This is a genomic window from Methylophilus sp. Q8, from assembly GCF_000800115.1.
Taxonomy (GTDB): Bacteria; Pseudomonadota; Gammaproteobacteria; order Burkholderiales; family Methylophilaceae; genus Methylophilus.
In genome coordinates, this window is sequence record NZ_JUHE01000001.1 from 1,789,909 (window position 1) to 1,806,441 (window position 16,533).

At 51.0% G+C, this 16,533-nt stretch carries 11 protein-coding genes, 3 tRNA genes and 1 rRNA gene; all 15 read left to right on the top strand.

Annotated elements, in window-relative coordinates:
• The first annotated feature begins 80 nt into the window (after window positions 1-80).
• The 15 genes from GQ52_RS08765 (at window position 81) to GQ52_RS08835 (ending at window position 16,266) form a co-directional block, all read left to right on the top strand.
• Window positions 81-1,331, top strand: coding sequence for an outer membrane protein transport protein (locus tag GQ52_RS08765; protein WP_047518654.1), 1,251 nt, complete (start codon window positions 81-83; stop codon window positions 1,329-1,331).
• Window positions 1,332-1,488: 157 nt separating this feature from the next.
• A complete protein-coding gene (locus GQ52_RS08770) occupies window positions 1,489-3,990 on the top strand; it encodes a glycogen/starch/alpha-glucan phosphorylase (RefSeq protein ID WP_047516853.1) in 2,502 nt (833 codons plus the stop codon).
• A 95-nt stretch (window positions 3,991-4,085) separates the two neighbouring features.
• The gene (locus GQ52_RS08775) at window positions 4,086-4,838 is read left to right on the top strand and encodes a DUF4197 domain-containing protein (RefSeq protein ID WP_047516856.1); all 753 of its coding nucleotides are present in this window, start codon (window positions 4,086-4,088) and stop codon (window positions 4,836-4,838) included.
• A gap of 180 nt (window positions 4,839-5,018) precedes the next feature.
• Window positions 5,019-5,954 (top strand): mitochondrial fission ELM1 family protein, encoded by a 936-nt coding sequence (locus tag GQ52_RS08780; protein ID WP_235273085.1) that lies wholly within the window; start codon window positions 5,019-5,021, stop codon window positions 5,952-5,954.
• Between the two features lie 16 nt (window positions 5,955-5,970).
• Window positions 5,971-7,095, top strand: a complete 1,125-nt coding sequence (locus tag GQ52_RS08785; protein WP_047516862.1) for a glycosyltransferase family 4 protein — start codon at window positions 5,971-5,973, stop codon at window positions 7,093-7,095.
• Window positions 7,096-7,097: 2 nt separating this feature from the next.
• Window positions 7,098-8,360 (top strand): O-antigen ligase, encoded by a 1,263-nt coding sequence (locus tag GQ52_RS08790; RefSeq protein ID WP_047516869.1) that lies wholly within the window; start codon window positions 7,098-7,100, stop codon window positions 8,358-8,360.
• A complete protein-coding gene (locus GQ52_RS08795) occupies window positions 8,344-9,456 on the top strand; it encodes a glycosyltransferase family 9 protein (protein ID WP_047516872.1) in 1,113 nt (370 codons plus the stop codon). Before GQ52_RS08790 ends, GQ52_RS08795 begins: the two co-directional genes overlap by 17 nt.
• Complete coding sequence (locus tag GQ52_RS08800) at window positions 9,449-10,495, top strand: glycosyltransferase (protein WP_047516875.1); 1,047 nt, start codon at window positions 9,449-9,451, stop codon at window positions 10,493-10,495. Before GQ52_RS08795 ends, GQ52_RS08800 begins: the two co-directional genes overlap by 8 nt.
• The gene (locus GQ52_RS08805) at window positions 10,488-11,423 is read left to right on the top strand and encodes a glycosyltransferase family 9 protein (protein ID WP_081979333.1); all 936 of its coding nucleotides are present in this window, start codon (window positions 10,488-10,490) and stop codon (window positions 11,421-11,423) included. Before GQ52_RS08800 ends, GQ52_RS08805 begins: the two co-directional genes overlap by 8 nt.
• A 7-nt stretch (window positions 11,424-11,430) precedes the next feature.
• Window positions 11,431-12,270, top strand: a complete 840-nt coding sequence (locus GQ52_RS08810; RefSeq protein WP_047516880.1) for a lysophospholipid acyltransferase family protein — start codon at window positions 11,431-11,433, stop codon at window positions 12,268-12,270.
• On the top strand, window positions 12,270-13,997 hold the full coding sequence (msbA, locus tag GQ52_RS08815; RefSeq protein ID WP_047516883.1) for a lipid A export permease/ATP-binding protein MsbA: 1,728 nt from the start codon (window positions 12,270-12,272) through the stop codon (window positions 13,995-13,997). The genes GQ52_RS08810 and msbA overlap by 1 nt, the downstream gene beginning before the upstream one ends.
• 75 nt (window positions 13,998-14,072) lie before the next feature.
• Window positions 14,073-14,149 (top strand) — tRNA-Met (locus GQ52_RS08820).
• A 330-nt stretch (window positions 14,150-14,479) separates the two neighbouring features.
• Window positions 14,480-16,018, top strand: a 16S ribosomal RNA gene (locus GQ52_RS08825).
• 86 nt (window positions 16,019-16,104) lie between these two features.
• A tRNA-Ile gene (locus GQ52_RS08830) sits at window positions 16,105-16,181 on the top strand.
• Between the two features lie 9 nt (window positions 16,182-16,190).
• Window positions 16,191-16,266, top strand: a tRNA-Ala gene (locus tag GQ52_RS08835).
• Window positions 16,267-16,533: the final 267 nt, after the last annotated feature.

Sequence of the window (16,533 nt, forward strand, 5' to 3'; positions counted from 1 at the left end):
GTTATTTATTATTTATTGATATTTAGGAGCTTTGCTAGAGTTTATGGCTACAACTCATATAAATCGAGGTGAAAGTCATGATACGTCGTCTGGCAACAGTGTTTCCGTTATTGGTGTCGTTTTCGTTTGGTAGCGCCTGGGCAACCGACGGCTATTTTGCACATGGGTATGGCGTGCGTTCACAGGGCGTGGCTGGTGTGGGCATTGCCTTGCCGCAGGATGCATTAGCTGCCGCGGCCAACCCGGCTGGCATGGGCAAAGTAGGTGACCGCATTGATGCGGGTGTGACCTGGTTTAGGCCAGTACGAGAGTCTGAGCTGGAAGGTAGTCCTTCACCAGGTGCAAATGGCGCCTACAAAGGTAACGATACGCAGAATTTTCTAATCCCTGAGTTTGGCTATAACAAGCAGTATTCTGAAGATGTGACACTCGGCGTGAGTGTGTATGGCAATGGTGGCATGAATACCGATTACAAAAACGGTATTCCATTGTTTCAAAGCCAGGGCAGTGCCGGGGTAGACTTGATTCAGGTATTTGTGGCGCCAACGGCAACCTGGAAGGTTTCTGAAAAACATATTATCGGCGCGTCATTAAACCTGGCTTACCAGCGTTTTGAAGCCAAAGGACTGCAGGGTTTTGATAATGCAACATTCAGCGCCGCACCAGGGCGTGTGACTAACAATGGCCACGACAATTCGTATGGGGCAGGCGTCCATATTGGCTGGTTGGGTGAAATCACCGATGCTGTCACGCTGGGGGCGACTTATCAAAGCCGCACCTATATGAGCAAGTTTGATAAATATAAAGGTTTGTTTGCCGAGCAGGGTGACTTTGATATCCCGTCTACTTATGGCGTTGGTGTGGCGGTGAAGGTGACGCCGGCATTGACGTTGGCGGCAGATTTTCAACGCATTAATTACGGTGAGGTAGATGCCGTAGGCAATGCCTCACAGGCGAATTTGTTTAATGGCCTCGGCAATGACAATGGGGCCGGTTTTAACTGGCAGGATGCCAAGGTGTATAAAGTCGGAGCGCTGTATCAATATAGCCCCGCTTTAACCTTGCGTGCCGGCTTTAACCATGTTGATCAGCCTATCCGCCGCGGTGATACCTTGCTCAATATCCTGGCGCCGGGTGTGGTAAAAGATCACGTGTCACTCGGTGCGACCTGGGTGTTGGGCCCGCAATCCGAGCTGTCGTTCTCCTATACGCATGCCTTTGAAAACAGTGTCAATGGCAGTGGTTCGATCCCGGCTGCCTTTGGCGGCGGCGAGGCAAACCTGAAGATGTATCAGGATGCATTAGGGGTGGCCTATACCTGGAAATTGTAAAACTCTTTTATTTTCGCCATCTTCGGGCGTTATAATCAAAAGCCACAACATGAATTTCGTGGCTTTTTTTATGTCTGACATATTCTTGTTGTAGGCTTGTTTTTTGCTTTTGGCTCATTTAAAGCAAATTTGTGATCAACACCTCAGGGGAAGATGTATGACTGCCAATGTGAAAAAAACACCTAAAAAAGCTGATAAATCTGACACAGCGCAAGCGGTCGATGAGTTCTTGCTTGAGCAACTGCCGATTCCGCAGGCGTTGCGTAATCACCTGACTTTTTCCATCGGCAAGTCCAATTCATGGGCGACGACGCGCGATTGGTACCAGACCGCAGCCTTTACTGTACGTGACCATTTGATGAGCCGCTGGGTGAATACGCGCGATGCCTATCGTGATGCCAATACCAAGCGTGTCTATTACCTCTCACTTGAGTTTTTGATCGGTCGCATGCTGTCTAATGCCGCACTTAATTTGGGCATTGCACCGGAACTAAGCGATGGTTTGCAGGAAATTGGCCAGCGGCTGGAAGGCGTGGCCGAACTGGAGCCTGATGCTGCCTTGGGTAACGGTGGCCTGGGTCGTTTGGCGGCGTGTTTTGTCGACTCCATGGCGACCATGGATATTCCGGCGACGGGTTACGGTATCCGTTATGACTATGGCATGTTCAGGCAAACCATAGAAAACGGCCAGCAAAAAGAAAATCCGGATAACTGGTTACGCTACCAAAATATTTGGGAAGTGCAGCGTCCAGAGCATACGTGTGAGGTGAAGTTTTATGGCCGCGTGTTGCATGTGCATACCGAACACGGTATTGAGCATCACTGGGTAGATCATGAAACTGTGGTGGCCATGCCCTATGATGTGCCGGTGCCTGGCTATGGCACGCAAACGGTGAACAATCTGCGTTTGTGGTCAGCCAAGGCAACCAATGAGTTTGACCTGGCATACTTTAATGAAGGTAATTATGAGAAATCGGTTGAAGGGCGCCATAGTGCGGAGACCATTTCGCAAGTGCTGTATCCGAATGACACGTCAGAATCTGGCAAGGCGCTACGCCTGAAACAACAATACTTTTTTGTCTCGGCATCTACGCAGGATATTCTGCATCGGTTTACCAACTATAACGCTGACTGGAATACCCTGCCGGAGAAGGTGGCGATTCAGCTCAACGATACGCACCCTGCCATTGCTGTTGCTGAAATGATGCATCAACTGCTTGATCATTACCACTTGCCATGGGACAAAGCCTGGAAATTGATCACCAAAATGTTTGCGTACACCAACCATACGCTGATGCCGGAGGCGCTGGAAACCTGGTCGGTAGATTTGTTCGCGCAGTTATTGCCACGCCACCTGGAGATTATTTACGAAATTAATCATCAGTTCCTGCAAATGGTCAATCAGCACTTCCCGGGCGATACTGCCTTGTTGCAACGTGTCTCCATTATTGATGAGACGCATGGCCGCCGCGTGCGTATGGCGCACCTGGCGATTGTCGGCAGCCATACTGTGAACGGGGTAGCCGAGTTGCATAGCGAACTGTTAAAAACCACTTTGTTTGCCGATTTTAATAAAATCTATCCGGGCAAGTTTACCAATGTCACTAATGGCATTACGCCACGTCGCTGGCTAAACCAGGCTAACCCATTGCTCACCAATTTGTTAACCAAACATATAGGTACTGGCTTTCAGAAAGACCTGAGCCTGATTAAAAAGATCGAGCCGTTTGCCGATAATGCTGCGTTTAGAAAAGCCTTCCGTGAGGTGAAAAAAGCCAATAAGCAGCGCCTAGCCGACAAAATCCTGCAAAAAACGGGCATCGCCATTAGTACCAATGCGCTGTTCGATGTGCAAATCAAGCGTATTCATGAATACAAGCGCCAATTGCTGAATGTGCTGCACGTGATCACCTTGTATAACCGTATCCGCAGCGGGCAGGTGAGCCAGCATACGCCGCGTGTAGTGATTTTTGCCGGTAAAGCCGCGCCTGGCTACTGGCTGGCCAAGCAGATCATCCGTTTGATTAACGATGTGGCGGTGATGATTAATAATGACCCAGCAGTCAATGATCAGCTGAAAGTCGTGTTCTATCCTAACTATGAGGTGAGCGCAGCAGAAATCCTGTTTCCGGGGGCTGATTTGTCCGAGCAAATTTCAACCGCAGGCACTGAGGCCAGCGGCACTGGTAATATGAAAATGGCGCTCAATGGCGCGCTGACCATCGGTACGCTGGATGGAGCCAACGTTGAGATTATGGAAGAAGTGGGCGACGAGAATATCTTTATTTTTGGCCTCACTACGCCAGAAGTCGCGCAACTGAAAGCCAGCAACTACAACCCATGGGATTATTACCATGGCAACCATGAGCTGAAACAAGTCATAGATATGATAGGTAACGGCTTCTTCTCCGTAGAAGAGCCTGGCCGCTACCAGGCGATTGTGGATACCTTGTTACACAAGGGGGATCAGTACTTGTTACTGGCGGATTATGCTGCTTATGTCACCACACAAGAAAAAGTGGCTGCCTTATATCAGGATGACGAGGCCTGGTCACGTATGGCGATTTTGAATGTGGCGCGTATGGCGAAATTCTCCAGTGACCGCACCATTGCTGACTATGCGCAGCGTATCTGGCAAGTTTCACCGTTTAAAGCCTGATCTTTTTTCTGCAGGCCTCAATACAAAGCAAGTCCATCTGGACTTGCTTTGTGCTTTATGGGTACACTGCATTTAACTTGTTAAAGAGCGTAATCATGAAAAATACAGCGTGGGTATTGTTGGCCGGTTTATTAATCACAGATGCACAAGCGTTGGACCTCAAAGGCTTGGGCGATATTGTTGAAAAAGTCGGTGGTAGCTCGACCAGTAGTAGCAGTAATAGTAGTGCGGTCAGCAATCTGAGCGAACAGGAAACCAGCGATGGGCTGAAACTTGCCCTTAACCAGGGCGTGAGCAAAGCAGTGGGCCTGCTAGGTGCCACAGACGGTTTTATGGGGAATAAAGAGGTCAAAATCCCATTGCCGGAGTCATTAAAGAAAATCGAAAAAGGCATGCGACTGGTCGGTATGGGCAGCCAGGCGGATGAACTGATTCTCAAGATGAACCGGGCAGCCGAACAAGCCGTGCCTGAAGCTAAAACGCTATTGGTCAACTCGGTCAAGCAAATGAGTGTGACAGATGCCAAGAATATCCTCACTGGCCCGCAAGATGCGGCCACACAATATTTCAAGAAAACGACTTCGACAGATATGGCGGCTAAGTTCTTGCCCATCGTGCAAAAAGCCACCGCCAATGTGCAATTAGCAGATACCTATAACAAATATGCCGAGATGGGCAGCAAGTTTGGCGTGATTAAGAAAGAAGATGCCAACATCAATCAATATGTCACGCAAAAAGCACTCGACGGGGTTTACCTGATGATTGCCAAAGAAGAGGCGGCGATTCGTCAGGACCCGATGGGCCAGGCCAGTAGCCTGCTCAAAAAGGTATTCGGCGCGGCCAAGTAGCTGATTTTCATAAGTTTCTATATTGCACCCGTGCTATGTCGCGGGTGCATCGACATAATTCCTTCTTTTTAATTTAATCTTTTTGTCATGATGCACCTCTAACCTGCACGGCATATGCAGGTGGTGCCCATGATCAGTCAAAATCGTTCAAACAATTCTCTAGGTTCAAGCAATGCCCTAGTGGTTTGGCGTCTTTTAGACGGCAAGCCCGGTCATGAGCATCAGTCTTTAGGCCTGGTCAATGCCATGCAGCAGCGTTTGCCGGTTCATGTCGTCGATGTATCCGTAGGCCGCGGTGGCGCAGGCTGGTTATATCTGGCTGCAGGTGTGTGGCCCGCCGGTAAACACTTGCCCAAACCGGATATGATTATTGGTGCTGGCCATGCCACGCACGGCCATATGTTGGCCGCCAAGCGCGTTTATGGCGGGCAAACGGTGTGCATGATGCAACCCAGCCTCCCTGCCGAATTGTTCGATGTCTGTTTGATCCCGGAACACGACCAGTACCGCGGTTTCTCCAGTTTTATCGAGACGCGTGGTGTCATCAATCATATCCAGCCTGCTCCCGTTAAAAAAGAGAGCAGTGATGTGCTAATCATGATTGGCGGCCCTTGTAAGCATTTCCACTGGGATGAGCTGGGTGTGATCGCGCAAGTCTATGACTTGGTACGCAAGCATACCGAAGTCAATTTCGTCCTGACCACCTCCAGACGCACGCCAGCCAGCTTTGTTTCTGCCATGCAGCGCGTCAGGTTGACCAACCTGACGATTATCCCGATTGCCGAAACCGGCAAAGACTGGGTGCAAACTACCCTAGCACGTGTTTCTACCGCCTGGGTGACTGAAGATTCTGTCTCCATGGTATATGAAGCGCTTACGGCACAAGTGGCGGTAGGGCTGATTAGCCTCTCTGCAAAAAGCAGCGGCCGCGTTAGCCGTGGCATCGAAAAGTTGGTAGACCGCCAACTGGTCACCAGGTATGACCCTTATGGTTTGTATCGCCAATATATGCGGCCAGTGCTTGGTTTTAATGAAGCCAGCCGTTGCAGTGATGCCTTGCTGGCTTATTTCAACAGCACTTCTACAAGGCGTCGCCTGGTATCACGATTAAGCTAGTGGTTGAATTCCTGTTTTGCGCACACTGACGGTTTTACAAGTATTACCTGCCTTGCAATCGGGCGGGGTAGAGCGGGGCACCTTGGAGGTCGCTGCGCATCTGGTTTCGCAAGGTCACCGCTCGCTGGTGATGTCGGCGGGCGGGCGCATGGTAGCTGAGCTGGAGGCCGCAGGCAGTACGCATTTTACCTTTCCCATCGGGCGCAAATCGCTGCTGACTTTTTTACTGATTCCTAAATTGCGTGCACTATGGCGGCGTGAACAAGTGGATATTGTGCACGTGCGTTCGCGCTTTCCGGCCTGGGTCGTGTATCTGGCCTGGAAAGGCATGCCCTCTGAGCAACGGCCGCACCTGGTGACGACGGTGCATGGTTATTATCGCCCCGGCTGGTATAGCCGCATCATGACCTGTGGTGAACGGGTGATTGTCATTTCTAAAACGATACAGGCGTATGCGCAGCGGGAATACCAAGTAGATGCACGCAAATTGCAGCTGATTTACCGTGGGGTGGATACCGCGCAATACACGCCAGGCTGTACGCCAGATCTGAACTGGCAACAAGAATGGTTTGCCGAATATCCGCAGACGCGTGGCAAGCGTTTGCTGGTGTTGCCCGCCAGGGTCTCACGCTGGAAGGGCGCCGCAGACTTTGTCGATATGTTGCGCATTGTTTGCCAGCAACATCGGGATGTACACGCTTTGCTGGTGGGCGAGGTGGCTGCTGATAAACAGGCCTTTGCCGCTTGTTTGCAGCAGAAGATACACGCAGCTGGATTGTCCGAGTGCGTCACCTTGACCGGCTACCGCCAGGATGTGAAACAGATCATGGCCATGGCCAGTATTGTTTATTCCTTATCTACCGAGCCAGAGGCCTTTGGGCGTACGACAGTGGAAGCATTGAGTTTGGGCGTGCCGGTGATTGGCTACCAGCATGGTGGCGTGGCGGAGCAGTTGGCAGCGCTATTGCCGGAAGGGGCGGTGCCGGTGGGCAACGTGGCTGAAGTCGCCATGCTGACACTGAGCTGGCTTGCTCATCCGCCAACAGTGCAGCCAAACACGCATTTTTCATTACAGGTGATGCAACAGGAAACGCTGGCGGTTTATCACGATGTGATGGCCGATGCCGGACAAGGGAGTTGACCATGCATGCCATTGCGTCTTTACATCAGAATAAGCCCCTCGTCATGCCACAGGCTTTAGCACACATATGCTTATTGCTGGCTGTGATGATTATTGCCTGGAGTCCTTTTTCCGGCGGTGCAAGGCTGCCTACCTTGTTACTGACTATTGTTGGTGCGGGGTTGTTGCTGGCGAGGTTCTCAGATTTACGCAAGCAGCGCGCAGCGTGCCGCTGGACAGCGGTGTTTCTGTTGCTATGGCTGCCTATGTGGCTATCATTGCTGCATGCGTTTGATGTCAAAGCCACATTAGCGGCTATTGCCTGGTTTAGCCTGATGTATCTGGCAGGACTTGCCCTGATTATGCTATTGCAGCAGGCTGCGATCAGGCAATTACTTGCGCGCTGGCTGAGTTGGGTCATTGCCCTGTGGATACTGGATAGTGCTATTCAATACCTGTTTGGGGTGGATGTGCTGGGTATGCCTAAAACGCCGGAGGGCCGTATAACGGGCATGTTTAGCGATTTGCATCAGGGAATCTTGATGCTGGCCGTGCTGCCGTTGATTTTTTATCACTTGCAAGCCAAACGTGCCTGGCTGGCGTGGGTCATGTTGCTGGGGGCCGGGGTGGTAGTGGCGCTGTCTGGTGCGCGTGGTTATGTCTATATTTATCTTCTGATGCTGCTGCTGGGGCTATGGCGCAGCCAGCCTGGCTGGAAGGTCTGGCTGGCCGTATTGGCAGTGCCGCTAGTGGTGACGCTATGTTCCAGCTTTCTAAATCCAGAGTTAGCCAAATATAAATTGCAGAATACACAGGCCATTGCTGCCGCTGAGCAATCCATCTTTGACCGGGTGAATCATGCACTCAGTTATCGACTGAACTTGTGGGAAACCGGTTTGCATATGTGGCAAGCCAATCCAGTCACCGGTATAGGCAGTAATAACTACAAGCGTGCCTATGCACAATACGCCAGCCGTGCCGATGATCCTTTTGCCCACAATCCTACACATAGCCATAACATCTATGTCGAATGGCTGGCGGAAACCGGATTGGTTGGCGGTTTGGGGTTGGTGGCGATTGTGGGGTTATGTGTCCGCTGGTTCAGGCAGGCAACAGTCACTGATCAACATCAGGCCTGGCCTTATACCTTGCCATTAATGGTGATTTACTTCCCGGTCAATACTACCCAACCTATGCTGGTGCCTTGGTGGTTTCCGGTACTAATGTTGCTGGCTTGCGCTTTTATCGCCAGTCTGGAGCGGAGCAACAATGACGGCGCAAGCTAAACTGATGCAATACCGGGATGCTGATTGTTTTGGCGCAACGCTGGATCACACCATTGTGCGCGATTTGCCGCGTGACCCGGCCATCAAGCGCATCCTTATTATCAAATGGGGTGGTATGGGCGATATCGTCATCAGTACCGCCATCATGGAAGATATTCGGCTAGCGTTTCCGCAAGCGGAGTTGCACCTGAACACCATGCCCGCCTGGCAATCGCTGTTTACACATGATCCAAGGTTTAGCCGGGTCTGGTGCGTCAACCTGCAGCAACAGCCGGGTCGCTGGCGTGCCTACCGGCAATGGCTGGCTGAAGTGGCTGCGATGCAGTATGACCTGATTATCGATTTGCAAACCAACGATAAAAGTCGTGGTTTGCTGACCATGCTCAGGCTGATGGGTAAGGCGCCGGCCTTGTTATTGGGTAATCACCCGCGTTTTCCTTACACCATACACCAGCGGCAGCGCCTGCTACAGGCACACGGTTTCCAAATCATGCAGCAAACCTTGCTTTGTGCGGGTATCCCTTTGCGCACACCTGCGCCCAAGTTGCATACTCCACCGTCGTCAGTCGCGTCTGCCGGGCAACTGTTGGCAGGGCATGCGTTGCAGCACAAATCGTTTGTGGTTTTTTTATGCGGCAGCCATGCCAGTGGCCAGACCAAGCGCTGGGGTGCTAAACATTATGCTGATTTGGTTGCGCATTATGATCAGCAGGGCATGCGTGTGGTCTTACTCGGCGGGCGGGATGAGGCTGAGGAGTGCCTGGCCATTGCCAGCCAACATCCACAGCACGTGGTGAACCTATGTGGGCAAACCAGTTTGCTTGAGGTGCCGGTCATCTGCGCACAGGCGGCCGCCATTGTTGCCAATGATACTGGCACCGCCCATTTGGCGGCAGCGACCAGCACACCGATGACTGTGATCTGTGGCCCGACCAACCCGTTACGCGTGAAGCCACTGGGGCAGCAAGTGCTAGCGCTACAACTGGAGGTGTCATGCAAGAACTGTTACGCCAAGCAATGTAGCCACCACAGCTGCATGCAGCAACTCACCCCACAGCGCTTGGTTCCTTATTTGGCAGAACCTAAGCATGCCTAAAGTGATTTGGTGGGGTCGTTCAGACCTGGATTATTCGCGTAACCGCATTTGCAGGCAGTTGCTGCAAGCCTTGGGTTATCAACTGATTGATTTCTCACCGCGCATCAGTGCCCTGGCAGATATTGAGGCACAGTTGAAAGGCCTCAGCGCAGACCTGGTGTGGGTGCCTTGTTTCCGGCACCGCGATGTGGCCGCTGCTGCGCGTTGGGCACGTAAAAAAAATATCCCGTTGTTGTTCGACCCCTTGATTAGCGCCTGGCAGAAGCAGGTTTATGAGCGGCAAAAAATCAGGGCGGATGGCCTGGCAGCGCGTCGCTTGCTTGACCGCGAAAGCCAATGGCTGCAATCTGCAGACATGGTCTTGCTGGATACCGAACCGCAGCGGCAGATGTTTATGCAGCGATTCAAGCTGTCCGCTGCAAAAACCGCCTGCGTCTATGTCGGCGCCGAGCAACCCTTGTTTACGCCTATTGCAGCCGAACGCTCCCCGGCGGCAATTGAGGTGTTGTTTTATGGCAGCTTTATTGCCTTGCATGGGGTGCAAACCGTCATAGAAGCCGCAAGATTGACGCGCCAGCATACGCATATCCGCTGGGTGTTGCTGGGTGACGGCCCTGCCAGGGCCAGCGCTCAACAGCAGGCTGTCGGTTTGGATAATGTGGATTTTGAGGCTAGCATGCCTTATCGCCAGTTGCCGCAGCGCATTGCGCAGGCAGATCTTGTGCTGGGGGTGTTTAGTGATTCGGAAAAGGCTTCACAGGTGATGCCTAATAAGGTATTTCAGGCATTGGCGTGCGGGCGGCCAGTGATCACGCGTGCCAGCGCTGCGTATCCAGCAGACATCAGTAAGCAGCATGGCTTATGGCAAATTGAAGCAGCCAATCCAAAAGCGTTATCAGAAGCGGTGGTGCAATGGTCGCATTGTGCGAGTGAGCAAGGCCAGGCCGCGCATACCTTATATACGCGCTATTTTTCTCCACTGCAGTTGCAACAGCAATTGCAGGCAGCACTGCACGCTATGGGGTTGGGGCATGTGTGATCCCCGACCATTGATGATGACGATGACCGCCAAGCGCATCCTCGTGATCACGCTCTCTAATATTGGTGACGCCGTGATGACCACCCCGGTCCTGGCCGCCCTGCATGCGCAGTACCCGGATGTATGCATAGACCTGGTCTGTGATCCTCGTTCTTCTGCCTTGTTTGCGCCTTGTCCTTATATTGGACAATTGTTTGTTCGCGACAAGCAAAGTGGCTGGCGTGGTTATCTGCAATTGATTATCGCCTTGCGGAAAACGCGTTACGACATCGTTGTGGATTTACGCACGGATTTTCTGGTTTATTTACTGCGCGCGAGGCGGCGATTCAAGAAGTATCCCAATGCAAGCACGCTGCATATGCACTCAGTAGAAAAGCATTTATTGGCCGTGCACACACTGGTCGGTCATTGCGTGCCCAATGCTGAGTTGTGGGCAAGTGAGCAGGATGCTCAAGTCGTCGCTGCACAATTCCCACTGAGTGGGCGCTGGCTTGCGATCGGCCCCGGTGCCAATTTTGCAGGCAAAATCTGGCCGGTGGCGCGCTATGCGGCAGTCGCTAATGCACTCAAGGCAGATTTTGATGGCGTTGTGTTATTGGGAGGCCGCGCTGACCAGGCGCTTGCAACGCAATTTATCGCGCAGGCCACATTGCCTGTGTATAACGCCTGCGGTGGTTTAACGCTGCCACAATCGTATGCGTTGTTGAGGCAATGTCATTTTTATCTCGGCAATGACTCCGGTCTTGGACATATGGCTGCGGCTGTAGGTTTGACTACACTCACGCTGTTTGGTCCGGGCTCACCCGTGCGCTACCGGCCATGGTCACCGCGAGCCAGCGTGATTCAAGATCCGCAGCAGGATATTCTGGGCATCACAGTGCAGTCTGTGGTGGCTAAATTGCAGTCGTTGCTGGTTTCGGCAGGATGATGCCCGCATGACTCAGTATCTTTTAAAAGCCATCTGCAGCCTGCTGGACTGGTTATCCCTGAAGTGGATACACCGTCTGGGTGCTTGTCTGGGCCGTTTGTTTTATGTCGTCGCGACTAAACAAAATCAACTGTTAATCAGCAACCTCAGGCAAAGTGGCCTGTTCCCTTCTGAGCAGGCCTTACAACAGGCAGTACGCCAGAATCAGCGAGAGATGGGCAAATTTATCCTTGAATCTTTAGCCATTTGGTCGCGTTCACAGGCGCAGGTGCTGCAATGGGTACGTCATGTGCATGGCAAAGCCTGCCTGGACGAAGCCATGGCGCATGGCAAAGGTATCCTGTTTTTGACACCACATATTGGCTGCTTTGAAATTACCTCTATTTATTACGCCAGCATGCAACCGATTACCGTACTTAATCGCGATTCCCGACAGTCGTGGGTGCGTGTGTTTATGCAAGCCGGGCGTCAAAAAGGTGCGGTGAGACTGGCGCCCGCCAACCTAAAAGGTGTCAGGCAAATGCTGAAAGCCTTGTACGCCAATCAGGCCGTCGGGATTCTGCCTGACCAAATCGCCAGCAAGGGGCAGGGTGAGTGGGTAGGTTTTTTTGGTAAACCCATGTACACCATGACTCTGGTCAGCCAATTATTGAGTCGCGTCGATACGCGCGTGATTGTGGTGGTGGCGGAAAGGCTAGCGGATGGGCAGGGCTACGATTTACATTTAAAAGCGGTGAGTCCCGAAGCGGTTTCTTCACCGACCAAACTTAACCAGGTGTTAGAGACATTGGTCACCCAATTCCCGCTGCAATATATGTGGAGCTATGACAGGTATAAACAACCATAATGAATAATACACACAGCACTTACACATACCTGAGCAGGCTGATGGCCTATATCAAACCCTATTGGCTGACCTTTGCTGCGGCGCTGTGTTGCCTGGTCATCCTCTCTGCCAGCAATACCGGTTTTCTGAGTACTATTAAACATGTGACTGACGAAGGTTTTGCTGGTCATGCAGAAAACAGTTCGCGCATCTATCTGGCCGCCACGCTGTGCGGCTTGCTGTTTGTGCGGGCATTGGCCGGTTTTGGGTCTAATTACCTGGTGCGTATTGTCGGACGGCGTGTGATTGAAGATGTACGCAATCATGTGTTTGACCATATGTTAAAACTGCCTGCCAGTTTCTTTGACCAGCATGCCATCGCCAACATCACCACTAAAATGACCTTTGATTGCGAGCAGCTATATAGTGCCGTCACCAAAGTCATTATTTCATCTATTCGTGACAGCCTGACGATTCTCGGCATTGTGGCTTATATGCTCTACCTGGATTGGAAACTCACGCTGGTCTTCTTGATGCTGGCCCCTGTCATTACCCGCTACCTGAAAAAAATGACGCCCAAGTTACGTAACTCTGGCAAGCAGGTGCAGGCGAGTATGTCAGACATGACGCAAGTGATTGAAGAAGCCGCCAGTGGTCAGCGTGTCGTCAAGGTATTCAATGGTGAAGCTTATGAATACCAGCGGTTTAGCCGCATTGTAGCCACCAACCGGCAGATGATGGTCAGGCTGGGACGCATTTCCGGTCTCAATAGTATGTTTGTCGAAATGCTGGCGGCGATTGCCTTGGGCATGGTCATCTATTATTCCGCAGGTCAATTCACTGCCGGTGAGTTCGCGGCGTTTATTGGTGCTTTGCTTATGCTGATTGGGCCGGTGAAGGCGATTGCTTCTGTGAATGAGGATGTGCAAATTGCAGTGACTGCTTGCCAGAGCGTTTTTGCCGTGCTGGATACGCCGGCCGAAATAAATCAGGGCGAGTTAGCGCTAGAGCAGCCTGTTAAAGAGATTCAATTCCACAATGTCGCTTTTAAGTATCCCTATGGCCAGCATGCGGCATTGAAAAACCTTAACTTGACTATTCAGGCAGGCGAAAGTATTGCGCTGGTAGGCATGTCTGGTGGCGGCAAATCTACGCTGGTGCATCTGTTGCCACGCTTTCATGAGGTACAGCAAGGCAGCATTACCATCAATGGCATCAAGATTCAGCAACTGGGGTTGCCGTATTTGCGCCAGCAGTTTGCACTGGTGAGCCAGGAGACCGTGCTGTTTAACGACACTATTTATAACAATATCGCTTATGGCAGCTTGCGCGGCGTGTCTAAAGCAGAAGTGATTGCCGCTGCCAAAGCCGCGCATGCCTGGGAATTCATCGAAAAATTACCACAGCAGCTGGATACGCATATCGGCGACCGCGGCCTGCGTTTGTCAGGTGGCCAGCGCCAGCGCCTGTCGATTGCACGTGCCATGCTCAAGAATGCCCCTATCCTCATTCTGGATGAGGCGACCTCAGCGCTGGATAACGAGTCCGAGCATAAAGTGCAAGCCGCGCTCAACCAGCTCATGTTAGGCAAGACCACGATCATGATTGCCCACCGCCTGAGCACCATACAGCACGCCAGTCGAATTATTGTGATGGACCAAGGTCAAATCGTTGAAGAGGGCGTGCATGAACAGTTGATGCAGTCTGGCGGCAAATATGCCTCGCTCTACAATATATTTAGCAAATAACTGTTGACACTGTTTTTGTAAGTTTGCTATAGTCTCACCTCTCGACGCAACACAAGTTTTACTAGTCGATTCGGACGCGGGATGGAGCAGTCTGGCAGCTCGTCGGGCTCATAACCCGAAGGTCACAGGTTCAAATCCTGTTCCCGCAACCAAGCAAAAATGAGTTTAGAAATTAAATGATTTTGATGCTTGACCGAACGAAAAACCTCTGTATAATGCGCACCTCGTTACGAAATAACGGTAACGAAAACGGCTTAGAAGCTGACTGTTCTTTAAAAATTAGGATGACTGATAAGTGTGGGTGTTTGTAGTTGAGTGAAGCGCATTTAATGCGTAGAAACTCAGAAAATACAAATGCTTTACACTTAGATTTATGACAAGTATGTACAGTGTTTTTTACACACATACCTTGAAATGAATTTGAGATATAAGCGAATCGAATACCGCCTCTTAATTGAGGTAAAAAGTAATAGTTAGGAATTAAACTGAAGAGTTTGATCCTGGCTCAGATTGAACGCTGGCGGAATGCTTTACACATGCAAGTCGAACGATGAACCTTAGCTTGCTAGGGGGATTAGTGGCGAACGGGTGAGTAATATATCGGAACGTACCTTGTAATGGGGGATAACTAGTCGAAAGATTAGCTAATACCGCATACGCCCTGAGGGGGAAAGTAGGGGATCTTCGGACCTTACGTTATAAGAGCGGCCGATATCTGATTAGCTAGTTGGTGGGGTAATGGCCTACCAAGGCGACGATCAGTAGCTGGTCTGAGAGGACGACCAGCCACACTGGAACTGAGACACGGTCCAGACTCCTACGGGAGGCAGCAGTGGGGAATTTTGGACAATGGGCGAAAGCCTGATCCAGCCATTCCGCGTGAGTGAAGAAGGCCTTCGGGTTGTAAAGCTCTTTCGCAAGGGAAGAAAACTTACATTCTAATAAAGTGTGAGGCTGACGGTACCTTGATAAGAAGCACCGGCTAACTACGTGCCAGCAGCCGCGGTAATACGTAGGGTGCGAGCGTTAATCGGAATTACTGGGCGTAAAGCGTGCGCAGGCGGTTTTGTAAGTCAGATGTGAAATCCCCGAGCTCAACTTGGGAACTGCGTTTGAAACTACAAGACTAGAATATGTCAGAGGGGGGTAGAATTCCACGTGTAGCAGTGAAATGCGTAGAGATGTGGAGGAATACCAATGGCGAAGGCAGCCCCCTGGGATAATATTGACGCTCATGCACGAAAGCGTGGGGAGCAAACAGGATTAGATACCCTGGTAGTCCACGCCCTAAACGATGTCTACTAGTTGTTGGTGGAGTAAAATCCATGAGTAACGCAGCTAACGCGTGAAGTAGACCGCCTGGGGAGTACGGTCGCAAGATTAAAACTCAAAGGAATTGACGGGGGCCCGCACAAGCGGTGGATTATGTGGATTAATTCGATGCAACGCGAAAAACCTTACCTGGCCTTGACATGCCACTAACGAAGCAGAGATGCATTAGGTGCCCGAAAGGGAAAGTGGACACAGGTGCTGCATGGCTGTCGTCAGCTCGTGTCGTGAGATGTTGGGTTAAGTCCCGCAACGAGCGCAACCCTTGCCATTAATTGCCATCATTTAGTTGGGCACTTTAATGGGACTGCCGGTGACAAACCGGAGGAAGGTGGGGATGACGTCAAGTCCTCATGGCCCTTATGGCCAGGGCTTCACACGTAATACAATGGTCGGTACAGAGAGTTGCCAACCCGCGAGGGGGAGCTAATCTCAGAAAGCCGATCGTAGTCCGGATTGTTCTCTGCAACTCGAGAGCATGAAGTCGGAATCGCTAGTAATCGCGGATCAGCATGTCGCGGTGAATACGTTCCCGGGCCTTGTACACACCGCCCGTCACACCATGGGAGTGGGTTTTACCAGAAGTAGTTAGTCTAACCGCAAGGGGGACGATTACCACGGTAGTATTCATGACTGGGGTGAAGTCGTAACAAGGTAGCCGTATCGGAAGGTGCGGCTGGATCACCTCCTTTCTAGAGAAGATCACTCGGCTTCAAGCATTCACTCTTATCAGTCATCTAAAATTAAGCAGCAACAAAGATTTAGGCAAACCGCCTTAGGGTCTGTAGCTCAGCTGGTTAGAGCACCGTCTTGATAAGGCGGGGGTCGTTGGTTCGAGCCCAACCAGACCCACCACCGAATATTGGGGGATTAGCTCAGCTGGGAGAGCACCTGCTTTGCAAGCAGGGGGTCAACGGTTCGATCCCGTTATCCTCCACCACCGATTGTGGTTTGGATATATAAAGCTTTGTTGTGAATTAGAGATTAGAAGCAAGCGTTATTAATTGAAGTTTGATTAAATGTTTGCTTCTGGTTTTTAAACATTAGTTTAACTACTAAGACTGCTCTTTAACAAAATGGAAGAAGTAAAGGAATATAGGTTGTGTGATGACAACTTATATTCAATGGGCGATATTATTTTTTAACCGGAAATAATATCGATTGATTGCAAAATCATAAATATTAAACGCAAGTTGAGAAGTTTAGG

Excerpts from the sequence above, each read along its gene's own strand:
- GQ52_RS08800 (WP_047516875.1), top strand. The coding sequence starts at position 9,449 with ATGCCTAAAGTGATTTGGTGGGGTCGTTCAGACCTGGATTATTCGCGT.
- GQ52_RS08775 (WP_047516856.1), top strand. The coding sequence starts at position 4,086 with ATGAAAAATACAGCGTGGGTATTGTTGGCCGGTTTATTAATCACAGAT.
- GQ52_RS08790 (WP_047516869.1), top strand. The coding sequence starts at position 7,098 with ATGCATGCCATTGCGTCTTTACATCAGAATAAGCCCCTCGTCATGCCA.
- GQ52_RS08770 (WP_047516853.1), top strand. The coding sequence starts at position 1,489 with ATGACTGCCAATGTGAAAAAAACACCTAAAAAAGCTGATAAATCTGAC.
- GQ52_RS08805 (WP_081979333.1), top strand. The coding sequence starts at position 10,488 with ATGTGTGATCCCCGACCATTGATGATGACGATGACCGCCAAGCGCATC.
- msbA (WP_047516883.1), top strand. The coding sequence starts at position 12,270 with ATGAATAATACACACAGCACTTACACATACCTGAGCAGGCTGATGGCC.
- GQ52_RS08795 (WP_047516872.1), top strand. The coding sequence starts at position 8,344 with ATGACGGCGCAAGCTAAACTGATGCAATACCGGGATGCTGATTGTTTT.
- GQ52_RS08810 (WP_047516880.1), top strand. The coding sequence starts at position 11,431 with ATGACTCAGTATCTTTTAAAAGCCATCTGCAGCCTGCTGGACTGGTTA.